Source organism: Acinetobacter sp. CAU_H_60 (assembly GCF_058599385.1).
Genome location: NZ_CM178653.1, coordinates 2,681,870 through 2,703,040 on the forward strand (window position 1 = coordinate 2,681,870; position 21,171 = coordinate 2,703,040).

Genomic DNA, 21,171 nt, shown 5'->3' on the forward strand with positions numbered 1-21,171 from the left:
GTGAAACCGGCAAATGGTCAGGAATATTTATAAGGCGAATTTGTATAAAAAACTTTAATATTGAGAATAGTTTACATCTATTTTTAGGCTAAAAACATCTGATAAGCCATACGGCAAATCAGCAAACTGACCAGGATCAGAAACAGAATCCGGATAAAACCGCTGCCATATTTAAAAGCCAGTTTAACTCCTAACAGCGAACCGCAAATATTCGCAGCTGCCATCATGGCACCGACTAGAAATAGCACATGACCTGTAGGAATAAAGAAACTCAGTGCCGCGAGATTAGTAGTGAAATTAGCAATTTTCGATAAAGCTGAGGCATGCAAGAAATCCACGCTCAGATAACGAATAAAGAAAAAGATAAAGAAACTGCCTGTCCCCGGGCCAAAAATTCCGTCATAAAAACCGATGGCCAGGCTGCCTAGTGCTGCCAGTATCAGCATCTTTTTATTCAGCTTTTGTTCGACATGTACCCGTCCGAATTGCTTTTTCATGAATGTATAGATTGCAATCACGATCAGCATGATCAGCACAAAAGGCTTGAGAATATCCACCGGAATCAAGGTGACACTGGCTGCTCCAATAAATGAGCTAATAAAGCTGCACAGCGCAATTACACCAAGTAAAACCCAGGGCAGTTTGACCTGTCTAAGATAGGAAAAGGCTGCCGATCCTGTACCAAAAATAGAGGCCAGTTTGTTAGTGCCAAATACCGTGGCGGGTTGCAACTGCGGCAGGCTACTCATAATTGCCGGGATCTGGATCAGACCACCACCACCGACGGCAGCGTCAATTGCTCCGGCCATAAAGGCAAAAAGCACCAGACTGAGGATAATCTCGATGTCCATTGTTATTCAACGCGCCTAGAGATTAAGAACACGTTTGGGTACCAGACGTTTTTTATCCGTGATTTCAGCCAGACCTAAGCATTTCTCGCCCTCAAAGACCAGCACCTGTGGCTCTGCCGGATGGTCGATATTACTTTCCATACCCCGACTAAAATATTCTGCACGGCCTTCCGGTGCCTGAATCTGCGGGAAATGTTGTACTGGTGCATAAGCTGGCAGTAATAGTGTTTCACGTTCTGCCTCAGTCAAGCTTTCCAGATATTCAATGGTATAGCTTGGAATAATATCAAAATGACCGGTTTGAATCCGGTGCAGATAAGTCAGATGACCATAGGTACCGAGAGCTTTGGCAATATCTTCGCCGAGTACCCGGATATAAGTGCCTTTAGAACAGGTCACATCCAGCGTAATACTATTTTCAGTAAAAGATAAAAGCTCAATTGCATAAATGGTAATTGGACGTGCTTCACGTTCGATCTCAATGCCCTTACGCGCCAGCTCGTACAGCGGACGGCCTTCTTTTTTCAGGGCTGAATACATCGGTGGCACTTGCTGGATCTCACCAACAAACTTGGCAATTGTCTCCTGAATCAACTCTTCATTCAGTTTAGGGACCGGTTTTTCCAGCAGAATCTCTCCTTCGACATCACCTGTCGTAGTGCTATGTCCCAGAAAAACTGTGGTCTGGTAACGTTTGGTTGAATCCAGCAGATAATGCGAAAACTTGGTCGCCTCACCCAGACAGATCGGTAAAAGACCGGAGGCCAAGGGATCTAGTGCACCAGTATGTCCAGCTTTTTGCGCACGATATAACCAGCGTACTTTTTGCAATGCAGCATTCGAGCTGATGCCTAGAGGCTTATTTAATAGAAATACACCGCTGATATGACGACGCTGAATTTTAGGAGATGAAGCTTTCATGGCAAAAAGTCAGACATTTTATAAATTGGCGCAATGGTAAAACCCCTGCCAATTATTTACAACTTTTCTACAGCATATAAGGTGCAATATCTCCTATCCTGCCGAATGCAAAATTTAAAATAATCCGATAATTAAAATAAAGGTGCATAGGATATGCAGAAATATAAACTATGGATCGTGATTGCGCTCATCGTATTGTGCTTGATTACCCTGATTCTATGGCTTGCTCCTAGGGATGAAGCACAGGCACGTGTCTCAGGCCCGCAATCCACCAATGAAAGCAGCGCTCAGCAGGCAGCAGCACTGGCCAATGGCCCCGTAAATAATATATTCCCGAGTCCAAGCCAGCAGGATACGGAAATTAATTGCCAGATGCAGATGGATGCCAGTAACCGTCTGATCGTTAATGAGCAGACCCGTAACTGTTTTGAATATTTTATTACCCAGTACGGGGAAAAAACCCTCGAACAGATCCAGCGAGATTTTAAAACTTATATTCAGCAAAATTATCAGGATTCTGCGCTCTCACAAGTTCTAGATCTTTGGGACCGTTATATCCAGTATCGTCAAGGTTTGGGAGAACTGACCCCACCTGCAGGTCTGGATCAGGAAGATCCAGCTTACTACCGCAGTATCTATGCCAGCACCCAGAATCTGCGTAAGCGCTTTTTCTCTGATTATGAAATTGAAGGACTGTTTGGCACTGAAGATACCTATCATGAATATACCTTAGACCGTATGGCAGTCATGGCGGATAAACAACTGAGCGAAGCAGAAAAAGCCCAGAAACTAAAAGAACTATTTGCACAGTTACCGCAGGATTGGCAAGAAAATCTGGAGCAGCTGAATAAACTGGAAGATCTGCGTAAACTTACGGCTGATATTAAAGCCCGAGGTGGTTCTGCGGAAGAAATCCGTCAGATGCGACTGAATCTGGTCGGTCCTGAAGCAACCCAACGTCTGGAAAAACTTGATGATGAACGTGCGAATTGGAAATCCAGTGTGACGCGTTACTTGGGCGAGCGCGATAACATCCTAAAAAGTGGCCTGAGTGAAAATGCCAAACAGCAGGCAGTTGATCAGTTGCGTCAGAAACATTTCCAGCGCCCTGAAGAACGGCTTCGTGTAGGTACATTTGAACAGGTACATGATCAGGGTGGGACCCTACCCTTTGCCAATTAATTTTCAGCTAAAATTGCTCATTGACGCCGTAGCTACACAGTACTGCTACGGCGTCGAATATCTTCTCCTATTCCCTTTCTTTTTGTCCCATCTCTTATATAAAAACAGTAACGCTGACCCTCTATTTTGAGAGTTTGACAGAGCCATTTCCCTCTGAAAGCCTTGATTTTCTTGGGCTGATTACTTTTTTTAACATTGTTATTTGTTTCTAACTATTTCAACCTAAACATTCATCAATCTTATATTTCAAGGAGTTAACAATAAAATACATACGTATATAAATTGCAAATTTATGGACTCATAAATGCTCATCGGGCATGGCCCGAAATGACATGGAATTGGCTCATCAGCATGAAAAAATGCTTCTGCTTCAAAATAATAATTTTTGCGCGTGATTGAAGATTAGGTCTGCACGATCGAGACATCCAACTTCAATATTTATCGTGCATCAATACTCCCGAGCAATGATTGCTTTTTATAACAATAAAATGAACAAAGGAACGGTTATGCGTACTTTTATTAAAACAACACAGATGCTGGCGCTTTCCTTGGCAGCAGGCCTCGGTTTTGGCTTTTCAACACAAACCCAGGCGGCAGCAAGTGCAGTTCAGGTCACTGAAAAAGCCAAATCAGACTATGCCAAAACCAAATATCCTATTCTGATGGTGCATGGCTGGCTAGGCTGGCAACGCATAGGTACTGATACCATTGGCTTAGATTACTGGTATCAGATTCTGCCGGATATGGCTCGTAATGGCTCTACCGTGTTTGCCGCCCAATTGTCGCCTGCCAATACCACGACCCACCGTGGTGAACAGCTCATTCATCAGGTCGATGAAGTGCTGGCAATTACAGGGAAGGAAAAAATCAATCTCATCGGTCACTCCCATGGTGGCCCGACTGTACTCTATGTGGCAGCGACTCGACCGCAGCAGATTGCATCCATTACGGGGGTTGCAGGCACCTATCATGGCTCTAAAGTGGCCGATGATATTCAGAACAATACTCTTACCCGCACTGCTTTTAATGTTCTCGGTGATTATATTATCGGGCCACTGATCGCACTGGGACAGTTCAAACCTGAACTGGAAATTGATTTCGATGCATCCATGAAATCCCTGACCCAAACTGGCTCCAGCTCTTTTAATACCAGCGTGGCCAAACAGATGGTGCAAGATGGTGTCTTAGCCTCCACAGAAAACTGTAATAAGAACCTGAAACCAAAAGACCGCAACGGTATCTATTATTATTCTTGGACCGGTGTGGCTCAAGCGACCAATGCACTGGACATCGATACCATCCTGATGCAGCTTGGCCCTTTATCTTATGGCAATAAAGACAATGATGGCATGGTCGCCCGTTGTAGTGCATTCATTGGTAAGGTGATTAATGACCAGTACAAGCTAAACCATACTGATCTGGCCAATATGATGTTTGGTCTTAAAGGCCTGTTTGCTCCAGATCCGGTGGCGATGTACCGTCAACATGCCAATCGTTTAAAACTTCAGAATCTCTAATTTTCATCGCCCTTATATCTACAAATATAAGGGCTTTTTTGTTATTTTCACTTGAAAAAACTAAGGAGATAAAAAACTCAAAACGCTTAATGGGTCGGCTTTTCAGCTGGCTATTCCCCACATTATGGCGAGGATCGCCTTAACACAACAACAAGAATGAGGAAATAATGATGAAATATGGAGTATTAACAGCAGGTCTGCTCATGGCAGCGACCTGTTTCACGGCTCATGCCTCCACTCAGGCCAGTCAGGTGACGGCGAAAGCCAGTTCACAATATGCCAAAACCAAATATCCGATTGTATTTTCACATGGTATGGCGGGTTTCATCCGGGTTGGCACTGACCAGTTTGGACTGGATTACTGGTATCAGATTTTACCTGATCTGGCCCGTAATGGTGCGAATGTCTGGGCAACACGGGTCTCCCCTTTTAACTCTTCTGAAATTCGCGGTGAACAGCTTTTGGAGCAGGTTAAGGAAATTGCCGCAATTACCGGAGCAGATAAAGTTAACCTAATCGGACACTCACATGGTGGCCCAACAATTCGTTATGTAGCAGGTTCGGAACCTAAACTAGTAGCTTCGTTGACCACAGTAGGCGCACCGCACAAAGGTTCACCAGTTGCAGATCTGATTCTAAAAGCTGAAGGGACTGCTATTGAAGCACCGCTGGTCGGCACAATAAATCTGGTTTCTAAAGCCATTACCTGGGCCCAAGGCCTGAACCCAAACTCTTATCCTCATGATTCACTTGCGGGTGGCAGCAGTTTAACGGCATTAGGCTCTGCGAAATTTAACCAGAGATATCCAATTGGCATGCCCACCACAGCCTGCGGTGAAGGTGAATATAAATGGAAATATGGCAATAAAGAGATTTACAATTATTCCTTTACTGGCGTAGGAACAGTCACCAATCTTCTGGATCTTGACTCTGCCCTCAAAGTCACGAGCCTCTTAATTGATGGTGGTAAAGAAAATGACGGTTTAGTGGCTCGTTGTAGCGCCAAGTTTGGTAAGACGATTCGAGATAACTATAACTGGAACCATCTGGATGAAGTGAACCAGGTCCTCGGATTGAAGAGTATATTCGCACCAGACCCTGTAGATGTTTATCGTCAACATGCTAATCGTTTAAAACTACAAGGTTTATAAAATTTAAACATAAAAAATGCGCCTAAAGGCGCATTTTTTTGCAGATAAGCAAGGCTAAAATTAACCTTGTTTACGAGCTGGCAATTTTTCACGAATACGTGCAGCTTTACCAGACAATTCGCGTAGGTAGTAAAGTTTAGCACGACGAACGTCACCACGACGTTTCACTTCGATTTTAGCAACGATTGGAGAGTGAGTTTGGAACACACGCTCAACACCCACACCGCTAGAAATTTTACGTACTGTGAACGCAGAGTTCAGACCACGGTTTTTCTTAGCGATTACAACGCCTTCGAACGCTTGTAGACGTTCACGGTCGCCTTCTTTTACTTTTACTTGGACAACTACTGTGTCACCTGGTGCAAAAGCTGGGATGTCTTGTTTAAGCTGAGCATTTTCAACAGCTTGTACTAAAGGATGCTTACCGCTCATGGGGTATCTCCAATATGTGCGAGTCAGAAGAGGTCTGATCATCGCTGGGTATAGAGGCTAAATCGCATAGACCCGATTGACTTTCCCTTTATGCTTGACCGCTTCAATGCATAAAGAGCCTATTTTAAATATTTAAACAACATTGCTTAAATACAGATTTGGACAACAGGATTAGTTGTTGCCACTTTTTAAATCTTTTAGCCATTTCTTTTGCTGCTTGGTCAGTTCAACTTTTTCTACCAACTCAGGCCGGCGTTCCAAAGTGCGCTGATATCGCTGCAAAAACCGCCATTTCTCAATATTGGCATGATGTCCCGATTTCAAGATGTCCGGTACATCCATACCTTCAAAATGGTCTGGCTTGGTATATTGTGGGCAATCTAACAGACCATCCACAAATGAGTCTTGCACGTGTGATTGTTCATCTGACATTGCACCCGGAAGTCTCCGGATAATACTGTCCAATAACACCATAGCAGGGAGCTCGCCACCCGATAATACGTAATCTCCAATCGACCATTCCTGATCAACATATTTCTGGATCAAACGTTCATCGACACCTTCATAACGTCCGCACAGTATAATCAGTCCGTCATATTTAACGAAGTCCTGTACTGCAGGTTCATTTAAGGTTTTTCCTTGCGGTGACATATACACCACAGGAACGTTAACTGCACCCGCTTGCACTGCAAGCTCTTTGGCACGATGAATTGCTTTTGCTAATGGCTCAGCCATCATCACCATACCGGGACCACCACCAAATGGACGTTCATCCACCCGTTTGTAGTTCCCTTCAGCAAATTCTCGTGGATTAATACAATGAATTTGCATCAAATCACGTTTTGCTGCGCGCCCGCTAATACCGTAGGCTGTAATCGCTTCAAACATTTCAGGAAAAAGCGTAATGACTGCAAAGAACACCGCAGACTCCTCATTTTCCTGCTGCGTTAATCCTGTTGAGGATTAATAATCTACGCCCCAATTTACGTAGATACGACCAGCTTCGAGATCAACACGCTGTACCACATCTTTATGCCATGGAATCATTCGCTCTTCACCATCAACGCTGTCAGCAGTAGCGCGAACTACCATTACGTCATTGGCACCTGTCTCAAACATTTCATGGATTTGACCGAGATTAACTTCCTGTTCTTCTTCATTCAGACCTAACACAGTTAAACCTTTCAAATCAGACCAGTAATACTCATCCACGCCTGGTTGAGGCAGTTGCGACTTAGAGATCCAGACATTAGCACCAACCAGACCGTCTGCTGCGGTGCGATCACTCACACCCTTCAGCGAAACAACCAGGCCCTTGCCATGTGGTTTCCAACGTTTTACATCGACAATTTGCCATCCTGCTTTGGTTTCAATGTACCAAGGCAGATAGTCAAATATGTTGCTCATAGGTTCTGTATTGGAATAGACCCAGAGCCACCCATTTAATCCATATGCTGAACGTAACTGTCCAATCTGAATACGATCTTCGGGAACATTCTGTGTTGGTGTCATGGGCTACCTGCTACCTTAAAATTAAGCAGCAGCTGCAGCTTTCTTAGCTTGAGCAGCTAGAGAAGCAACACGTTCAGAAGGTTGAGCACCTTGAGAAACCCAATGAGCAAAACGGTCAGCATCTAAACGAAGTTTTTCTGCTTTACCTTGAGCTGTAGGGTTGAAGAAACCGATACGTTCGATGAAACGACCGTCACGTGCATTACGGCTATCAGTCACAATGATTTGATAGAACGGACGTTTTTTAGCACCACCGCGTGCAAGACGAATAACAACCATGATAGAACCTTATAGTTTTTACGGATTATTCATGTACCGACCACCGGAACACTTCAAACCCCTTTCATAGAGGGCAATATTTTACGCGAAGTTTGCCCTGAATGAAAGATTAAAAGTTGGTTATCCACAATTTTGAATTTGGTTAGCGTCCGTCCCACGGCTCACATGCCCCTGAGATTTTTTCCCAGCATTGCTGACCTGAACTATTTAATGTAATAGCACCGGTATTTGCCATAGAATTTGCAGGTGTAGCTTTTAAAGTCCAAGAATGTTTATCCGCTGACACCGTTAACTGTAAACCATAATTTTCTGTTCCACTATTTGGAATCTTAGCTACCATAAATGGAGCTGATGCAGCATTATCATAATTACCATGAGCAACCTTATAGGCAGACAATTGCTGTGCTATATCTAACAACTCTGTCTGCGCTTCTAATCTTTTACCTCGTTCTTGGTACCCCGTATAACCTGGATAAGCAATCGCAGCCAAGATACCTAGGATTACCACGACAATCATAAGCTCAATCAGTGTAAAACCCTTTGTTATTTTTAATTTCATATCTCTACACCTTATTGACATTGAGCAGGCACTGTACAAGAGTTATCAAACCATTCGCATGTTGCACCCTTACTATTAGAAGCAAAATTCTTGTATAAGCTAGCATCCTCCAAAGTTTGATCTACACATGCTTTGATAGACCACTCTCTTAGCCCTGCCGAAACGGTAGCATCATATAAAACTTTACTTCCTGATTTGACTGAGACATTTTTTCCATCAAGCCCCTCATAACTAAAATTACGGGTCTTTTCTTTTTCAAGCTCCATACTCAAATCTGCTATCTGTTGCAAAGCAAGCTTTTCATTACCTCTACGAACCTGAGCCTGATAACTTGGCAGCGCAATGGCTGCCAAGATTGCCAGGACAATTACTACAATCATCAACTCTATCAGAGTAAAGCCTTTGTTGATTTTCATAACTATTCACCGCCAGAATTAAATGGTAAATATTCAAACCAACGTTTCGGTACCAATTTATCCGACACCGCATACTCTGGAGGTGCTGGACTAACATCTTTATTGAAAATAAGGGTTCTATGATTCGCCTGAGTCCGACCTGCACCAAATGTCAAACCAATAATGCCAGCACCCAGTTCAGCAATTTTTTCCGGATTACTTGATGTAGTGGTTCCGAAACAAGTTTTATCACCGTATGGCAGACAGAATTTATATGCAATACTTTTTCCTGTTACACCACCCGTACAATCATCTGCTCCACCCTCTTCTTTCGCTGTACTCGCATCTGGATTGAACACTGAATAATACAGGTCATTATCGATTGCAATTCCTTCCTCTATACCACGTAACTGTTTCCCATCTGACTTAGGCATCGGATAGAACCAGCCTTTATGAGTCGCCTTATTAAAAACAGAGGCAGTACTTATATTTAGCATAGAATTTAAAGTAATTACTGTCGGAACAGTGACTGTTGCCTGAGTAACCGTATCATCCTTAATCGCGACAATATAATCTGTTGGATAATTAGTCTCGGTAACTAACGGACTACTACGATCCCCCGAAGCTAATGTCACCATTGCAAATCGTTTACCATTGTCATTTTTATGAATGGTAAAGGTCGGTGCCTCATAGAAGCGTCTTGATATTGTTCCATTCGAATCATTAAGATCAGCAATTTTTACTGCCTGCTTAACTAATGGTGTATTAACAGCACTTACACCTAATTTAGAATTAAAATCAACACGGAACACTTGTCCACCCAAGTCACCAACATATAAGTGATCTGTAATTCCATCACCATTTCGGTCAACCGCCTTAACTCGTGATGGAATACTATGTGTCATCGTATCAACTGTAGTCGATTCAGTAGTACCAGATGTATTGCCATCAGCGTCACTACTACCCCACCATAGCAAGTCCCCGTTTTCAGCATCAAATATATATATTCCATTACCAGCAACATTGCCACTTAATGCATTATTATTAAGTTGCTTTTCATATAGGCGGTCATAACCACCACCTACAATCATGGCTAATTTTTTCTGCCCTTTCCATGGAATATAAGTAATCACTGGTTTTGCCCAGCTTTCTCCCATATGAGACAATGCCCCAGATGTATGCTCATCTGGTTTAATAGAGAAAAGTAGTTTTGGCTTACCTGAAGCTTTGCCAAGATCTGACAAATCTAAAGCGTAGTAACTTCTTCCACCCATACGCAAGCCACCATAAGCATATTGCTTTTTGGCAGTCATGATTTCTTTATCACCTTCGAAGGCATATTCATACTCAGTATGGGCTACCCATGGACCATCTACGCCATAGAAAAAATTATCAGTATCGGCAGTAGTAAATCGGCCCATTGCAAGTGATTCCGCAAAGCCTTTTTCTTGGCTATTATCAGTTCGTGTTAAAAACTCGCTTGGCAAGAAACTAAAGACTTCTTTTCCTGTATCCGCATTTACAACCTGCACTAAACCTTGAGTGGTACCAGCGAGAATATAATCTTCTCGATCAGCAACACCGTATTCACCATTAACTTCTTCAAATACTCCTTTTTGAGTCAGCATAATTGGTGTTGAGTGAATGACGGAGCCCATTTGGAAATCTTGAACAGTGCTTTGAGTTTTAAGATAATTTACTTGCTCAGTAAATGATTTTCCTGCTAGTGCATTAAAATCCGCTTGAGTAAGTTTTGAGTATCCCAACAGCCCCCATAAATAATGTTTATTATTTAAACTTAAATTGCTATTCAGAACACCAGTTACTGCATGCTTTAGGTCACTACCATCATCTACATATACATTACGTTGGAAATCTAAAGAGCCTGAACTAGCAAGAAGCGGTTTATGATGCACTTTCAACTTGCTCAACATACCGCCCCATGCCATAAACACATCATCATCAGAACTACCAGCACTTTCATACCAATAATCACTGAGTTTTTCTTGGATCTTTCCATCTTTAAATACGGGTTTATCTGATTGATCTACGACTGTACCCGTACTGGTTTTAACCGCAAATTTCTTTAAGTTTCCCGCCCATAATTGTTCATCACCACCCACAATAGGTTTAAACATTGGGAAATATGAATAGTTTTGAAGCTGAGTCGGGTTCAACGCATCTACAGGAATGGTATTGGTTCCCATAGTAGAACCTTCGATCTCTACAGATACGTCACTTACGAATTGTAAAATACTATCAACCAGATCATTAGTAGATTGAGCAGTATAGAATCCCCCTTTACCGTACCCAGAACTCTTTTCCCCTAAATAACATAAGGTCGACAAATCCCCGTCTTTGCCTGTCAACTTTGAACATTGGAAATTACCTGCTTTATTTAATAACTCTTCCGCAGGAGTAAATTCTTTATAGTACATCCCTCCAAACCCAACCGTAGCGGTTTTTATACTTTTGGCTTTATCACTACTTACATGTAAAATACTTCCAGCAACTCTGCGCCAATATGGTCTGAAACCCAAAGGATTTTTTTCAGCAGTATTATCAAGAGCTGATGCTCCTGGATATAAAGGTGCATACTTATCACTACTATCATCACGTAGTTCTGAATAGTTTTTAGCTGAATCCCCTTGAGGTACACCATCAGTTAATAAATAAACTCCATTACCACTACATTCTGGGTTTACATTTCCCTTAGAGCTTTTATTAATCTTATTATAATGCGCGGCAGCTGCGGTATTAAATGCCTTTGCTATAGGAGTACCATTTCCTGTGGTAATAGAAGCTACCGTTTGAGAAAATAGTTTTCGGCCCTCCTCATCCATAGCAATAAATTTTACTTTCCCATTATTTGGGTCAGTTCTATCATTGACTAAATAATTGCTTTCAGTAATTGCTTCATTAGCTCTATATACGCCTACGGCAAAATATATTTCTTCGTTGAGGTTAGGATTGGATGCAAGATTTAATAAGCCTTTTCTTAATAAGGACAATCTAGATAGACAACGATACTCATCTGCATTTTCAACTTTCTCACAAATTTTTTTAATTTTTTTTAGATATTTTGCATCATCTGCATTTGCTGTATCTAAATATGACTCTTTTACCAAACAGTATCTTTCATTTTTAGGAGCATAGACATAGTTATTAATAGATAATTCCCTATCTAAAGGGAGCGTAAAGTTGCCATTTTCTCCATTACAAATTTCTTTAGATTCTGTACAGGTTTGAATTTTTACATTAAAAGAATCAGATCTATTAACTCTTATACGTCCAGACCCACTAGTCCTATATTCTGTTACCGTATATGCTCCTTTATTTGGTCCAACAAACACATATTGATCATTGATTAGATTATGTGTACCTCTACCCGAGCCCGCATTTGTTACTTTAATATAATATGAACCTTCGCTATTTGTTGTATAAGTTCTACCACTATAATTGTTTGTCGTGCATGATATTATATTGTTCTTATTAGCTGTATGTTTATAGTCATCACCCAAACTCTGTGATTTCATACTCCCCGAAGTATCCAACATAAAATAAATATTGACACCACCCGTTCCCCCCGCCTGATAAATATCAATATCAGACGCTGAAATTTGAGTAGGAATCCCACTTACAATTAATGCTGTCACAGATGCAGATAAAGCCGATACTTTAAATTGCATCCATTTTGTTTTCATCTGTGTGCTAATTTTCATAACGGCTCTCCTAAGCGTTTGGTGGAGCAACATATTTTTTAATAAATTGACCTAAACTGTATTCAGCGACCTGTGTTTTAAATGGAATACTTTCACCACTCAAACACTCAGAGACAGTCGGTAAATCTGAATCCGGATCATCGATATAACTTAAATTTTGCATACAATCATTTATGGTTTTATTCGTTGCAGAACTGAGTACAGGCATAACTGTGGTTGATGTCACTACTACACGCATAGTTTCGTCTAATTTTCCAGTTTCAGCATCTGTACCAATCTGATAATGGGAAAATGGCTCATCATCAGACATACCAGCTACACGAACGGAAATTTGCGTCATGGCCGCTCCCCGTCCACTTACAAAATCAGATTTTGAATTATTAACTTGGCAAAATCCCATATTTGAAGAGCCACCGATATGCTCTTTTTTTAGTTTTTCTGAACCACCTTCGAGTTCTGAATAGACTAAACTCACCTTACCAAGTTGATAGAATTTCGTAGAACCACCACGATAACAAAGTACTAGTTCTTTATTACGGTTATCAGCCATTTTAGGAAAACCAAATAACCCCGTTCCAACCAACTGACTTTTAATAAAATCTAAATTCTCAATATAATAAAAAGAGGCATCATTATTTTGGTCCATAATATTATTCGCTTGGCTATTGGTCGCAATTCTTAACCCAAACATACCGCCACGCATAGCCATAGCACCAATGATCGTTAGTAAAATAACAACCACCATAACCACAATAATTGTTGAACCTTGCTGATTGACTTTGTTCATAACTCTTCCCCCAGTCCATTACGAAGCGCAATCGTACGTTCGACTGGAATCCACACATATTTAGTCGTTACAGATGGCGGCTTTTTGATCGTATATTTATCACCAAATATCTTATGCTCTAATTTTTCTTCCGAGTTCGTATTAATGCTATCTAAAGACCTTGCTAAAACTCCAATCTGTAGAGAGACAGCTTTAGATGTATTAGGTTCATCAGCAAACTCATCTAAAGTTTTATATGACAAATTATTATCTTTATCTTTAACACCTATTCGCACTTTAAAAAGATCAACCCCTTTCATAATAATTTGGCCCTTCCCATCTAGACCTGAAAGTGCTACACCATCTTTGTATTTCCCGGCATCACAAGCCAATACAAAGTCGTTTGCGCTGCCATTATCGTCTTTACGTATAAAGTAACGTTGAACAACTATGTCATCAGCATTAATCGTATTTCCTTCGCAATCATATTCTTTAGATTGATCTGGTTTATATTGAATAACCAATACGTCACTTTTATCAGCTATAAAAGATGATTTAACCCCCTCGCCAGAAACATTTGTACTCGCAGCTCCGGTCAGATAGTTGGTGTTTTTTACAATTAAACCAGATACTTGATTTGGCTTAATTTCAGTGAATGTCAGATTGAGGTTTGTAAGCTTAATATCATCAGCAACGTAATTAATACCTATATTTGCATTATCTTGTAGCCCTTGAATAGACTCTTGAAATGCTAAACTACGTTGCCCAGACAGCAACATCTGAAAAGCCGCCCCGACAATAATGAGGCCAAGTACCAGAGATACCATAAGCTCAACAAGTGTGAAACCTAGATGAGATTTATTCATTGAATGCCTCCACCACTACACACTTGGCATCAGACTTATATGCAAATTTAGCAGTTTCAGTGCAAGAACCAGGCTTAGCATCTGTCTCGCCCCAAGCAACATAAATACATTGACGCCCATTTGTCGTTTCTGGACATTTATAGACTCCTATATTCATACCTCTAGCGGCTGCCAACTCATGCATTTCATTCCAATCCTTACCTGCAAATGTATCTCCAGAACATGACCCTTTAAAACAATTCGTATAAGAGGTACGACTCACATACATCCGCTCAGATAAATTCCGAGCTATATTGACAGCTTCAACACGACTTAAAGATTCGGATGCCATTTCCAAGGTTCGATATTGCAAGGCAACAAATCCCATAGCAGCGATTGCAAGAATGACTAGAGAGGCGATGATTTCAATAAGACCTACACCTTTTTGATTATTCATCACCATCATCTCCTGTCTCAGTGCAGTTTTCAGTGCTCTTGGACACTATTCCCAATTTAGAAAGTTCCAATACTCGAGACCGACTAGCCTCTTTTTTATCAGATATAGTTAAGCACAACCTTGGTTTTCCCTGGGTATCAACCAGTCCATTGTTATAAAAAGTCAAGTCCTTGCTTGCTAAATTGAAATTATATTTATTTAAGTCAATATCAACATATAACGTATTCGTAGCCCCTTCCACTGGTGATGAAAAGACGACTTTCATTGGTTTATTTTGTAGCCTCGCTTCAGTACGAGCTTCACTTAAAGTTAATTTAATTTTTTTTTCTTGCTCACTGATTTCTTGGTTTTTCCTAAAATTAGTCATAGAAGGCATAGCTATAGATGCAATGATCGCAAGCACCCCAATTGTCACCATGAGCTCAATTAACGTAAAACCTTTATTCTTTTGCACACTCTTCCCCAACTCCAAAACTTTCCCCTATTAAAAATAATATCTATAAATTTTACAAAACCTACACAGAGTAGATAAAAGGCATAAAAAAACAGATAGCTGTCATATTATAGCTATCTGTTTATTTTTTAATAAAAAATAAATTGTTAAATAGTTAACAATTTAAGCCTGTGTTACAGGAATACGTAACTCTTTAGGCAGACTAAATGTAATATTCTCTTCTCGCCCATCCAGTTCTTTTGGTGCTTGGGCACCCCAGTCCTGTAGACGCTGAATCACCTGCTTAATCAAAATTTCCGGTGCTGACGCCCCTGCTGTAACACCAATCTGGGTTTTTTCACTAAACCATTCCTGCTTGAGCTCATCGGCATTATCTACCAAATAGGCAGATTTGCCCATACGTTCTGCCAGCTCACGCAAACGGTTTGAATTAGAAGAATTTGGAGAGCCAACTACTAGTACTACATCACAACGTTCAGCTAAATCACGCACTGCATCCTGACGGTTTTGAGTAGCATAGCAAATGTCATCTTTACGAGGCCCCTGAATCAAAGGAAACTTTTTACGCAAAGCATCAATGACTTTCGCAGTATCGTCAATCGACAAAGTGGTTTGAGTCACAAATGCCACTTTATCTGGGTTATGCACTGTCAATGCCGCAACATCTTCTTCATCTTCAACTAAATAAATGTCACCGCCATTTTTCTTGTCATACTGGCCCATAGTACCCTCGACTTCCGGGTGACCTTCATGACCAATCAGGATCGCTTCAATGCCTTCACGGGCATATTTGGTCACTTCAATATGGACTTTGGTCACCAAAGGACAAGTGGCATCAAACACTTTTAGACCACGACGTTCCGCTTCTTGCTGGACGGCTTTAGATACACCATGTGCACTAAAAATCACAATATTGTCATCTGGTACTTCGTCGAGTTCATCTACAAAGATTGCGCCACGCTGGCGTAAGTCATCGACCACAAATTTATTATGCACGACTTCATGACGTACATAAATTGGTGGATTAAAGCATTCTAGGGCACGGTTCACGATCGCAATGGCACGATCCACACCGGCACAGAAACCACGCGGGTTGGCTAACACAATTTCCATAGAATCCTCAATACTCACTCAATTTATGGCATAACAATTGAAATAAATGTAAAACAATCGACGTACAACTATTTAGTTTAAAGCCGGTCTACTCTAAAATAGAGAAGATATTTTATCATATCAGGAAAAATATCATGTCGGGTCTCTTGTTTGTCGTTTCTGCTGCGTCTGGAACAGGCAAAACATCCCTCGTTAAAGCATTACTTGAACGCGTCAACAATCTTCATGTTTCTGTTTCTCATACGACACGCGGTCAACGACCTGGCGAACTCGATGGCGTACATTATCATTTCTCGACTAAAGAAGACTTTTTAAACCTGGTCGAAGAAGGTGGTTTTATTGAATATGCCGAAGTCTTTGGTAATTATTACGGCACAGCGCAAGCGACTGTAAAAGAACAACTTGCCAAAGGTCATGATGTATTACTTGAAATTGACTGGCAAGGTGCACAACAAGTTCGTCGACTTTTTCCTGAATCTAAACAGATTTTCATTCTTCCGCCAAGCCAGTTTGATTTGCGTCAGCGTCTTTCCAACCGCGGTACAGACTCTGTTGAAGTGATTGAACACCGTCTTAGCTGTGCAGTCGAAGATATGCAGCAGTATGTCAACTTTGATTATGTCATTATCAATGATGACTTTAATAAGGCATTACATGATCTTGAATCTGTGATAATTGCCAATCGATTGGTCCTTTCCCAGCAAGCGACCCGCCATGAAAAATTGATCCAGGCTCTAATTACTCCAAGCGAACAGTGATTAAAACTTGAGTCTCCAGACAAAGCATTTTATACTGTGCAGTCTGTTGAAATTTACTATTCAAAACGAGAATTCTTATGGCACGCGTAACCGTTGAAGATTGTTTAGACCATGTAGACAACCGCTTTGAGCTTGTACTAGTGGCAAGCAAACGCGCGCGTCAATTGGCACGTCAAGGCATTGAACCAACTGTAGAATGGGACAATGACAAACCGACTGTAGTTGCTTTACGTGAAATCGCTGCAGGTCATGTATCAAAAGATATTTTGAAACAACGTGATCAAGATTATCAAACTTCAAGTTTAGACCTTGCTCTTTCTGCAAATAATCTAAATTTAGATGGTTTTTCTTTCCAATAAGAATAAACCATTCCAAAAAGCCTAGTTTTAAACTAGGCTTTTTTTGTTCTGTGACTTTTATATTTTGCGCAGAACGGTTATAACATAAGAGTTAGCTCTAAAGTCAGTATAAATTTTTCACTCGTTGATATGAAAAAACTGACCCACTTTATGTTATACATTTCATACGAGCTTTCTCTGTTTTATTTGTTAAAAAATCCAGTTTTAAAGGTGTTTTATGCCAGGCCCACAGGTCAGTGAAGCTAAGCAACAGTTAAAAATTATTATCGACGCGTACTTAAGTGAAAGCGATGTCGAACGTGTGCTTGCGGCCTGTGATTATGCCGATATTGCCCATGATGGCATTACCCGTAAAAGTGGTGAACCCTATATTCTGCACCCTATTGCAGTGAGCTGTATTCTGGCCCATATGCGTCTAGATACTGAAACCTTAATGGCAGCGCTGCTGCATGATGTCATTGAAGATACCGACTTCAATAAAGATGACATTACTGAAAAATTTGGCAGCACGGTTGCAGAGCTGGTTGATGGTGTCACCAAGCTCAGCCATTCTAGTGATAAGGAATATAATAAAGCGGCCTCTTTCCGTAAAATTCTGCAAGCGACTTTACAGGATCCACGTGTCATTATTGTGAAACTGGCAGATCGCTATCACAACATGACTACGCTGGAAGCATTACGTCCGGATAAACGCGCCCGTATTGCCCGCGAAACCTTTGAAATTTTCGTTCCAATGGCGCGCTTGGTCGGCATGAATGAAATGGCAGATAATCTGGAACATCTCTGTTATCAAAATCTGGATCTGGATATGTATAATGATGTCCAGGCTGCCCTTCTAGAAACCAAACCTAAACGCTGTGAATATCAGGCCAAGTGGGAACAGAAACTTAATGAACTGCTTCAGCAATATGCCATTAAAGGCCGGGTTAAAAAGAAAAACAATAATATCGAGCTATTACGTCACTTTGTAAAAAATGATATTGATCTGCAGGAACTTACGCATAGCCACGCATTTGAAATTATCTTACAGAGCATTGCCGACTGTGACCGCCTTGCCGATATCCTGACTGAGAGTTTTACGGTTCAAAATTACCAAGATAATATCCGTCGTCCTCTACCTGGCGGCAACCAGTCGTTAACCATGCGATTAAAAGGCGAAAAGACTACTTTATCACTGACCATTCAAACTGAACTGATGCGTAAAGCTGCACGCTTTGGTGTGGTACTTGGTGAAAATGCCCCTCAGGCTTGTCGCTCTGCTATTCAGGCATCCATGCAAAACCTGAACGTACTCGTTGATGGTGAATGCGCCAAAACTACGTTCAGCGAATTACTGGATTATCTGCATCAGGAAAAAATTTGGGTTTATACCCCTCATGGTCATCTGCATGAGCTGCCGCAAGGTGCGACTGCTGTTGATTTTGCCTATGCCGCCAGCCTGTTCCTCGGTAACCATGCTATTGGCGCCAAAATTAATGGTGAAACTAAACCACTTTCTACACCATTATTGAGTGGTCAGGTGGTTGAAGTCATTACCGATGTTCTTGCAACCCCAAACCCGGACTGGCTCAGTTTTATTAACACCCAAAAAGCCCGTCGCGCGATTCAGAATATCCTGCGCGATCAGGATATTGATGAACAACGTCTTGTAGGTCAACAAGCCCTCAACCGTGCCTTAAAACTTTTCCAGTGTTCTATTCGTGATCTGACCGAAGCTGACTGGAAAAATGTACTGGAATGGCGTCATGTTCCGACTAAAGAGCAACTATTTGAACAGATTGCTGTAGGTGACTTATTACCACAACTGGTCGCCAACCATTTATTCGCACATGACCAGCATCAAAATGCAAATAGTTCAGGTCGTCTTATTCAGGGTACAGAAGGTGTAGATGTTAAATACGCACATTGCTGCAACCCGGTACTTGGTGATCCAATTCAAGGTCATCTGACTCGTCGTGGCCTGATTGTACATCGTGCCCGTTGCCATAATTTATTGCAGGAACAACACATGCATCCTGAAAATATTATGCCTCTACAATGGACGACTGAAGATCTGGATGATGTTAGCTTTACTGCCTATCTCTGTATTGATCAGGCCATGGACGATGAACAGATTTCTGATCTGATTTATCAATGTCGTAAAGGCCATACAGGTGTAGAGATGGTGCGTAATTATGATGGCAAAACTTATGTAAATATTGTGGTGCATAACCGTAAACAGATTGCCAAGATTATTCGTGATTTACGCATGCATTTTGGTTTTCCACGTATTACCCGCTTAGAACAACCGCTCAATATTGCTGAAACCTCTAAAGCCAGTTAATCATTTAAAATGATAATGCTTTTGTCAGTTGAATTGATCTAATATGATGTATGTTGATGATAAAAGGAGAAATTGATGTCCCGCCAAGTGATCCATACTGAAAATGCCCCAGCTGCCATAGGCACCTATTCACAAGCAATTCTAGTCGGGGATACGCTTTATTTATCCGGCCAGATTGGTCTGGATCCATATAGTATGGAACTGGTTGAAGGCATCGAAGCTCAGATTCGCCGTGTGTTTGATAACTTGAAAGCAGTTTGTGAAGCAGCGGGTGGCTCATTAGCCGATATTGCGAAACTGAATATTTTCTTGACTGACCTTTCTCATTTTCAACTCGTCAACCAGATTATGGGTGAATACTTTGCTCAACCTTATCCAGCGCGTGCTGCTTTAGGTGTTGCAAGTTTACCTAAAGGTGCTTTAGTTGAGATGGATGGCATCGTTGTTATCAATCAATAAGTTATAAAAATCACCAAATCTCCAGCCTGCAATATTTAATTCTAAATTATAAATCGCTCTTGCGCAGAAATCCGAGTAGCACTCGGATTTCCGCTCAGGTGGTATTTTTTTATCTGAATCATCAATCATTATCAAAAGCATTTTCAAATGATTTTTATTGACAAACGATAACAATTATCAATAATATCTCTTATCTTATTTATTCACTGTGGTTGTATCCTATGTACGTTTGTCTATGCCGTGGCATTACAGATCAAGACATTAAAGATGCTATTGCAAATGGCGCCGAAAGTTATCGTGATGTACGTGAAATGCTTGACTTAGGTACTTGTTGTGGTCGTTGTGCTCCAGAAGCCCGTATGATCATCAGTGATGAAATTTCCCAGATTGCTGCCCGGCTGGCTGTTGCTGCCTAAAGCGGATAACGATAATTATAAAATCAATGGTCTCGTATCATTACTCCTCCCCCGCCTCTGACTCTGGCGGGTTTTTATTGCTTTATATTTCACCTGAAGCTTTTTGATTGCGATTTTCATTTGCAGTTCAATAAATTACTCGCCATTGCTCGCTCGATTGATTTAAGATAAGTTAATCAAAAACCCATAGCGATAAATGGGTTAACAGGCTATATGGAGTGATACGATGAAAGGCAATCGTGATGTAATTAATCAGCTGAACCAGGTGTTGTATCACCACCTTACAGCGATTAACCAGTATTTCTTGCATTCACGCATGTTTAATGACTGGGGCATTGAAAAACTGGGTTCGGCAGAATATAAAGAGTCCATCCGCCAGATGAAGCATGCCGATAAAATCATTGAACGTATTCTATTTCTGGAAGGCTTACCAAACCTGCAACATCTTGGCAAATTGTATATTGGCCAGCATACTCAAGAAGTACTGCATTGTGATGTACGTAAAGTAAAAGAAAATATTGAAGTCATTCAGCAGGCTGTGGCTTTGGCAGAAACACAGATGGATTATGTAACCCGTGACTTAGTGCGAGAAATTCTGGAAAAAGAAGAGGAATATCTAGACTGGACTACGACTCAGCTAGATCTTATCGAAAGTATTGGTATCGAAAACTATATTCAAAGCCAGATATAAATTGTGAAT

General features: G+C 41.1%; 23 protein-coding genes. 9 read left to right on the forward strand and 14 right to left on the reverse strand.

Annotated features, from left to right (window positions below; translation table 11 throughout):
- Positions 1–83 precede the first annotated feature (83 nt).
- Together AC4MBN_RS12775 and truB are read right to left on the reverse strand one after the other, a co-directional pair.
- A complete protein-coding gene (locus AC4MBN_RS12775) occupies positions 84–851 on the reverse strand; it encodes a sulfite exporter TauE/SafE family protein (protein ID WP_004787054.1) in 768 nt (255 codons plus the stop codon).
- Positions 852–866: 15 nt separating this feature from the next.
- The gene (gene truB, locus AC4MBN_RS12780; protein WP_491880312.1) at positions 867–1,772 is read right to left on the reverse strand and encodes a tRNA pseudouridine(55) synthase TruB; all 906 of its coding nucleotides are present in this window, start codon (positions 1,770–1,772) and stop codon (positions 867–869) included.
- A gap of 153 nt (positions 1,773–1,925) precedes the next feature.
- On the opposite strand from truB, the gene AC4MBN_RS12785 reads away from it, so the two are divergent.
- The 3 genes from AC4MBN_RS12785 to AC4MBN_RS12795 all read left to right on the forward strand — a co-directional run bounded on the left by AC4MBN_RS12785 (position 1,926) and on the right by AC4MBN_RS12795 (position 5,622).
- Positions 1,926–2,954 carry a lipase secretion chaperone gene (locus tag AC4MBN_RS12785; protein WP_491880313.1) on the forward strand — a complete coding sequence of 343 codons (1,029 nt, stop codon included), beginning with the start codon at positions 1,926–1,928 and terminating at the stop codon, positions 2,952–2,954.
- A 506-nt stretch (positions 2,955–3,460) separates the two neighbouring features.
- The gene (locus tag AC4MBN_RS12790; RefSeq protein ID WP_491880314.1) at positions 3,461–4,471 is read left to right on the forward strand and encodes an esterase/lipase family protein; all 1,011 of its coding nucleotides are present in this window, start codon (positions 3,461–3,463) and stop codon (positions 4,469–4,471) included.
- A 170-nt stretch (positions 4,472–4,641) separates the two neighbouring features.
- Positions 4,642–5,622, forward strand: a complete 981-nt coding sequence (locus AC4MBN_RS12795; RefSeq protein WP_491880962.1) for a lipase family alpha/beta hydrolase — start codon at positions 4,642–4,644, stop codon at positions 5,620–5,622.
- 60 nt (positions 5,623–5,682) lie between these two features.
- Here AC4MBN_RS12795 and rplS read toward each other — a convergent pair whose 3' ends face one another.
- The 12 genes from rplS to ispH form a co-directional block, all read right to left on the reverse strand.
- Positions 5,683–6,054: a 50S ribosomal protein L19 gene (gene rplS / locus AC4MBN_RS12800; protein WP_004787066.1), complete on the reverse strand. Its 372-nt coding sequence runs from the start codon at positions 6,052–6,054 to the stop codon at positions 5,683–5,685.
- A 171-nt stretch (positions 6,055–6,225) separates the two neighbouring features.
- Positions 6,226–6,975 (reverse strand): tRNA (guanosine(37)-N1)-methyltransferase TrmD, encoded by a 750-nt coding sequence (gene trmD / locus AC4MBN_RS12805; protein WP_491880315.1) that lies wholly within the window; start codon positions 6,973–6,975, stop codon positions 6,226–6,228.
- A gap of 42 nt (positions 6,976–7,017) precedes the next feature.
- Positions 7,018–7,566 carry a ribosome maturation factor RimM gene (gene rimM / locus AC4MBN_RS12810; protein ID WP_341256379.1) on the reverse strand — a complete coding sequence of 183 codons (549 nt, stop codon included), beginning with the start codon at positions 7,564–7,566 and terminating at the stop codon, positions 7,018–7,020.
- A gap of 21 nt (positions 7,567–7,587) precedes the next feature.
- The gene (gene rpsP, locus AC4MBN_RS12815; RefSeq protein WP_004826436.1) at positions 7,588–7,845 is read right to left on the reverse strand and encodes a 30S ribosomal protein S16; all 258 of its coding nucleotides are present in this window, start codon (positions 7,843–7,845) and stop codon (positions 7,588–7,590) included.
- Between the two features lie 142 nt (positions 7,846–7,987).
- Positions 7,988–8,404 carry a type IV pilin protein gene (locus tag AC4MBN_RS12820; RefSeq protein ID WP_491880316.1) on the reverse strand — a complete coding sequence of 139 codons (417 nt, stop codon included), beginning with the start codon at positions 8,402–8,404 and terminating at the stop codon, positions 7,988–7,990.
- Positions 8,405–8,415: 11 nt separating this feature from the next.
- Positions 8,416–8,820 carry a type IV pilin protein gene (locus AC4MBN_RS12825; RefSeq protein ID WP_491880317.1) on the reverse strand — a complete coding sequence of 135 codons (405 nt, stop codon included), beginning with the start codon at positions 8,818–8,820 and terminating at the stop codon, positions 8,416–8,418.
- A 2-nt stretch (positions 8,821–8,822) separates the two neighbouring features.
- Complete coding sequence (locus AC4MBN_RS12830) at positions 8,823–12,521, reverse strand: pilus assembly protein (protein ID WP_491880318.1); 3,699 nt, start codon at positions 12,519–12,521, stop codon at positions 8,823–8,825.
- A 10-nt stretch (positions 12,522–12,531) separates the two neighbouring features.
- Positions 12,532–13,308 (reverse strand): hypothetical protein, encoded by a 777-nt coding sequence (locus tag AC4MBN_RS12835; RefSeq protein WP_491880319.1) that lies wholly within the window; start codon positions 13,306–13,308, stop codon positions 12,532–12,534.
- On the reverse strand, positions 13,305–14,153 hold the full coding sequence (locus tag AC4MBN_RS12840; protein WP_491880320.1) for a PilW family protein: 849 nt from the start codon (positions 14,151–14,153) through the stop codon (positions 13,305–13,307). The genes AC4MBN_RS12835 and AC4MBN_RS12840 overlap by 4 nt, the downstream gene beginning before the upstream one ends.
- Positions 14,146–14,589: a type IV pilus modification PilV family protein gene (locus AC4MBN_RS12845; RefSeq protein WP_491880321.1), complete on the reverse strand. Its 444-nt coding sequence runs from the start codon at positions 14,587–14,589 to the stop codon at positions 14,146–14,148. The genes AC4MBN_RS12840 and AC4MBN_RS12845 overlap by 8 nt, the downstream gene beginning before the upstream one ends.
- On the reverse strand, positions 14,582–15,043 hold the full coding sequence (locus AC4MBN_RS12850) for a pilus assembly FimT family protein (protein WP_491880322.1): 462 nt from the start codon (positions 15,041–15,043) through the stop codon (positions 14,582–14,584). The genes AC4MBN_RS12845 and AC4MBN_RS12850 overlap by 8 nt, the downstream gene beginning before the upstream one ends.
- A gap of 162 nt (positions 15,044–15,205) precedes the next feature.
- Entirely contained in the window at positions 15,206–16,156 is a 951-nt protein-coding gene (gene ispH, locus AC4MBN_RS12855; protein ID WP_491880323.1) for a 4-hydroxy-3-methylbut-2-enyl diphosphate reductase, read from the reverse strand.
- A gap of 134 nt (positions 16,157–16,290) precedes the next feature.
- Between ispH and gmk the strand changes: the two genes are divergently transcribed.
- The 6 genes from gmk to bfr all read left to right on the forward strand — a co-directional run bounded on the left by gmk (position 16,291) and on the right by bfr (position 21,162).
- Positions 16,291–16,914 carry a guanylate kinase gene (gene gmk / locus AC4MBN_RS12860; protein WP_004787090.1) on the forward strand — a complete coding sequence of 208 codons (624 nt, stop codon included), beginning with the start codon at positions 16,291–16,293 and terminating at the stop codon, positions 16,912–16,914.
- 77 nt (positions 16,915–16,991) lie between these two features.
- Positions 16,992–17,273 (forward strand): DNA-directed RNA polymerase subunit omega, encoded by a 282-nt coding sequence (gene rpoZ, locus AC4MBN_RS12865; RefSeq protein ID WP_004650579.1) that lies wholly within the window; start codon positions 16,992–16,994, stop codon positions 17,271–17,273.
- 217 nt (positions 17,274–17,490) lie between these two features.
- Positions 17,491–19,596 carry a RelA/SpoT family protein gene (locus AC4MBN_RS12870; protein WP_491880324.1) on the forward strand — a complete coding sequence of 702 codons (2,106 nt, stop codon included), beginning with the start codon at positions 17,491–17,493 and terminating at the stop codon, positions 19,594–19,596.
- Positions 19,597–19,671: 75 nt separating this feature from the next.
- On the forward strand, positions 19,672–20,055 hold the full coding sequence (locus tag AC4MBN_RS12875) for a RidA family protein (protein WP_005233608.1): 384 nt from the start codon (positions 19,672–19,674) through the stop codon (positions 20,053–20,055).
- A 221-nt stretch (positions 20,056–20,276) separates the two neighbouring features.
- Entirely contained in the window at positions 20,277–20,471 is a 195-nt protein-coding gene (locus AC4MBN_RS12880; RefSeq protein WP_004787097.1) for a bacterioferritin-associated ferredoxin, read from the forward strand.
- 226 nt (positions 20,472–20,697) lie between these two features.
- Positions 20,698–21,162: a heteropolymeric bacterioferritin subunit Bfr gene (gene bfr, locus AC4MBN_RS12885; protein ID WP_347453508.1), complete on the forward strand. Its 465-nt coding sequence runs from the start codon at positions 20,698–20,700 to the stop codon at positions 21,160–21,162.
- Positions 21,163–21,171: the final 9 nt, after the last annotated feature.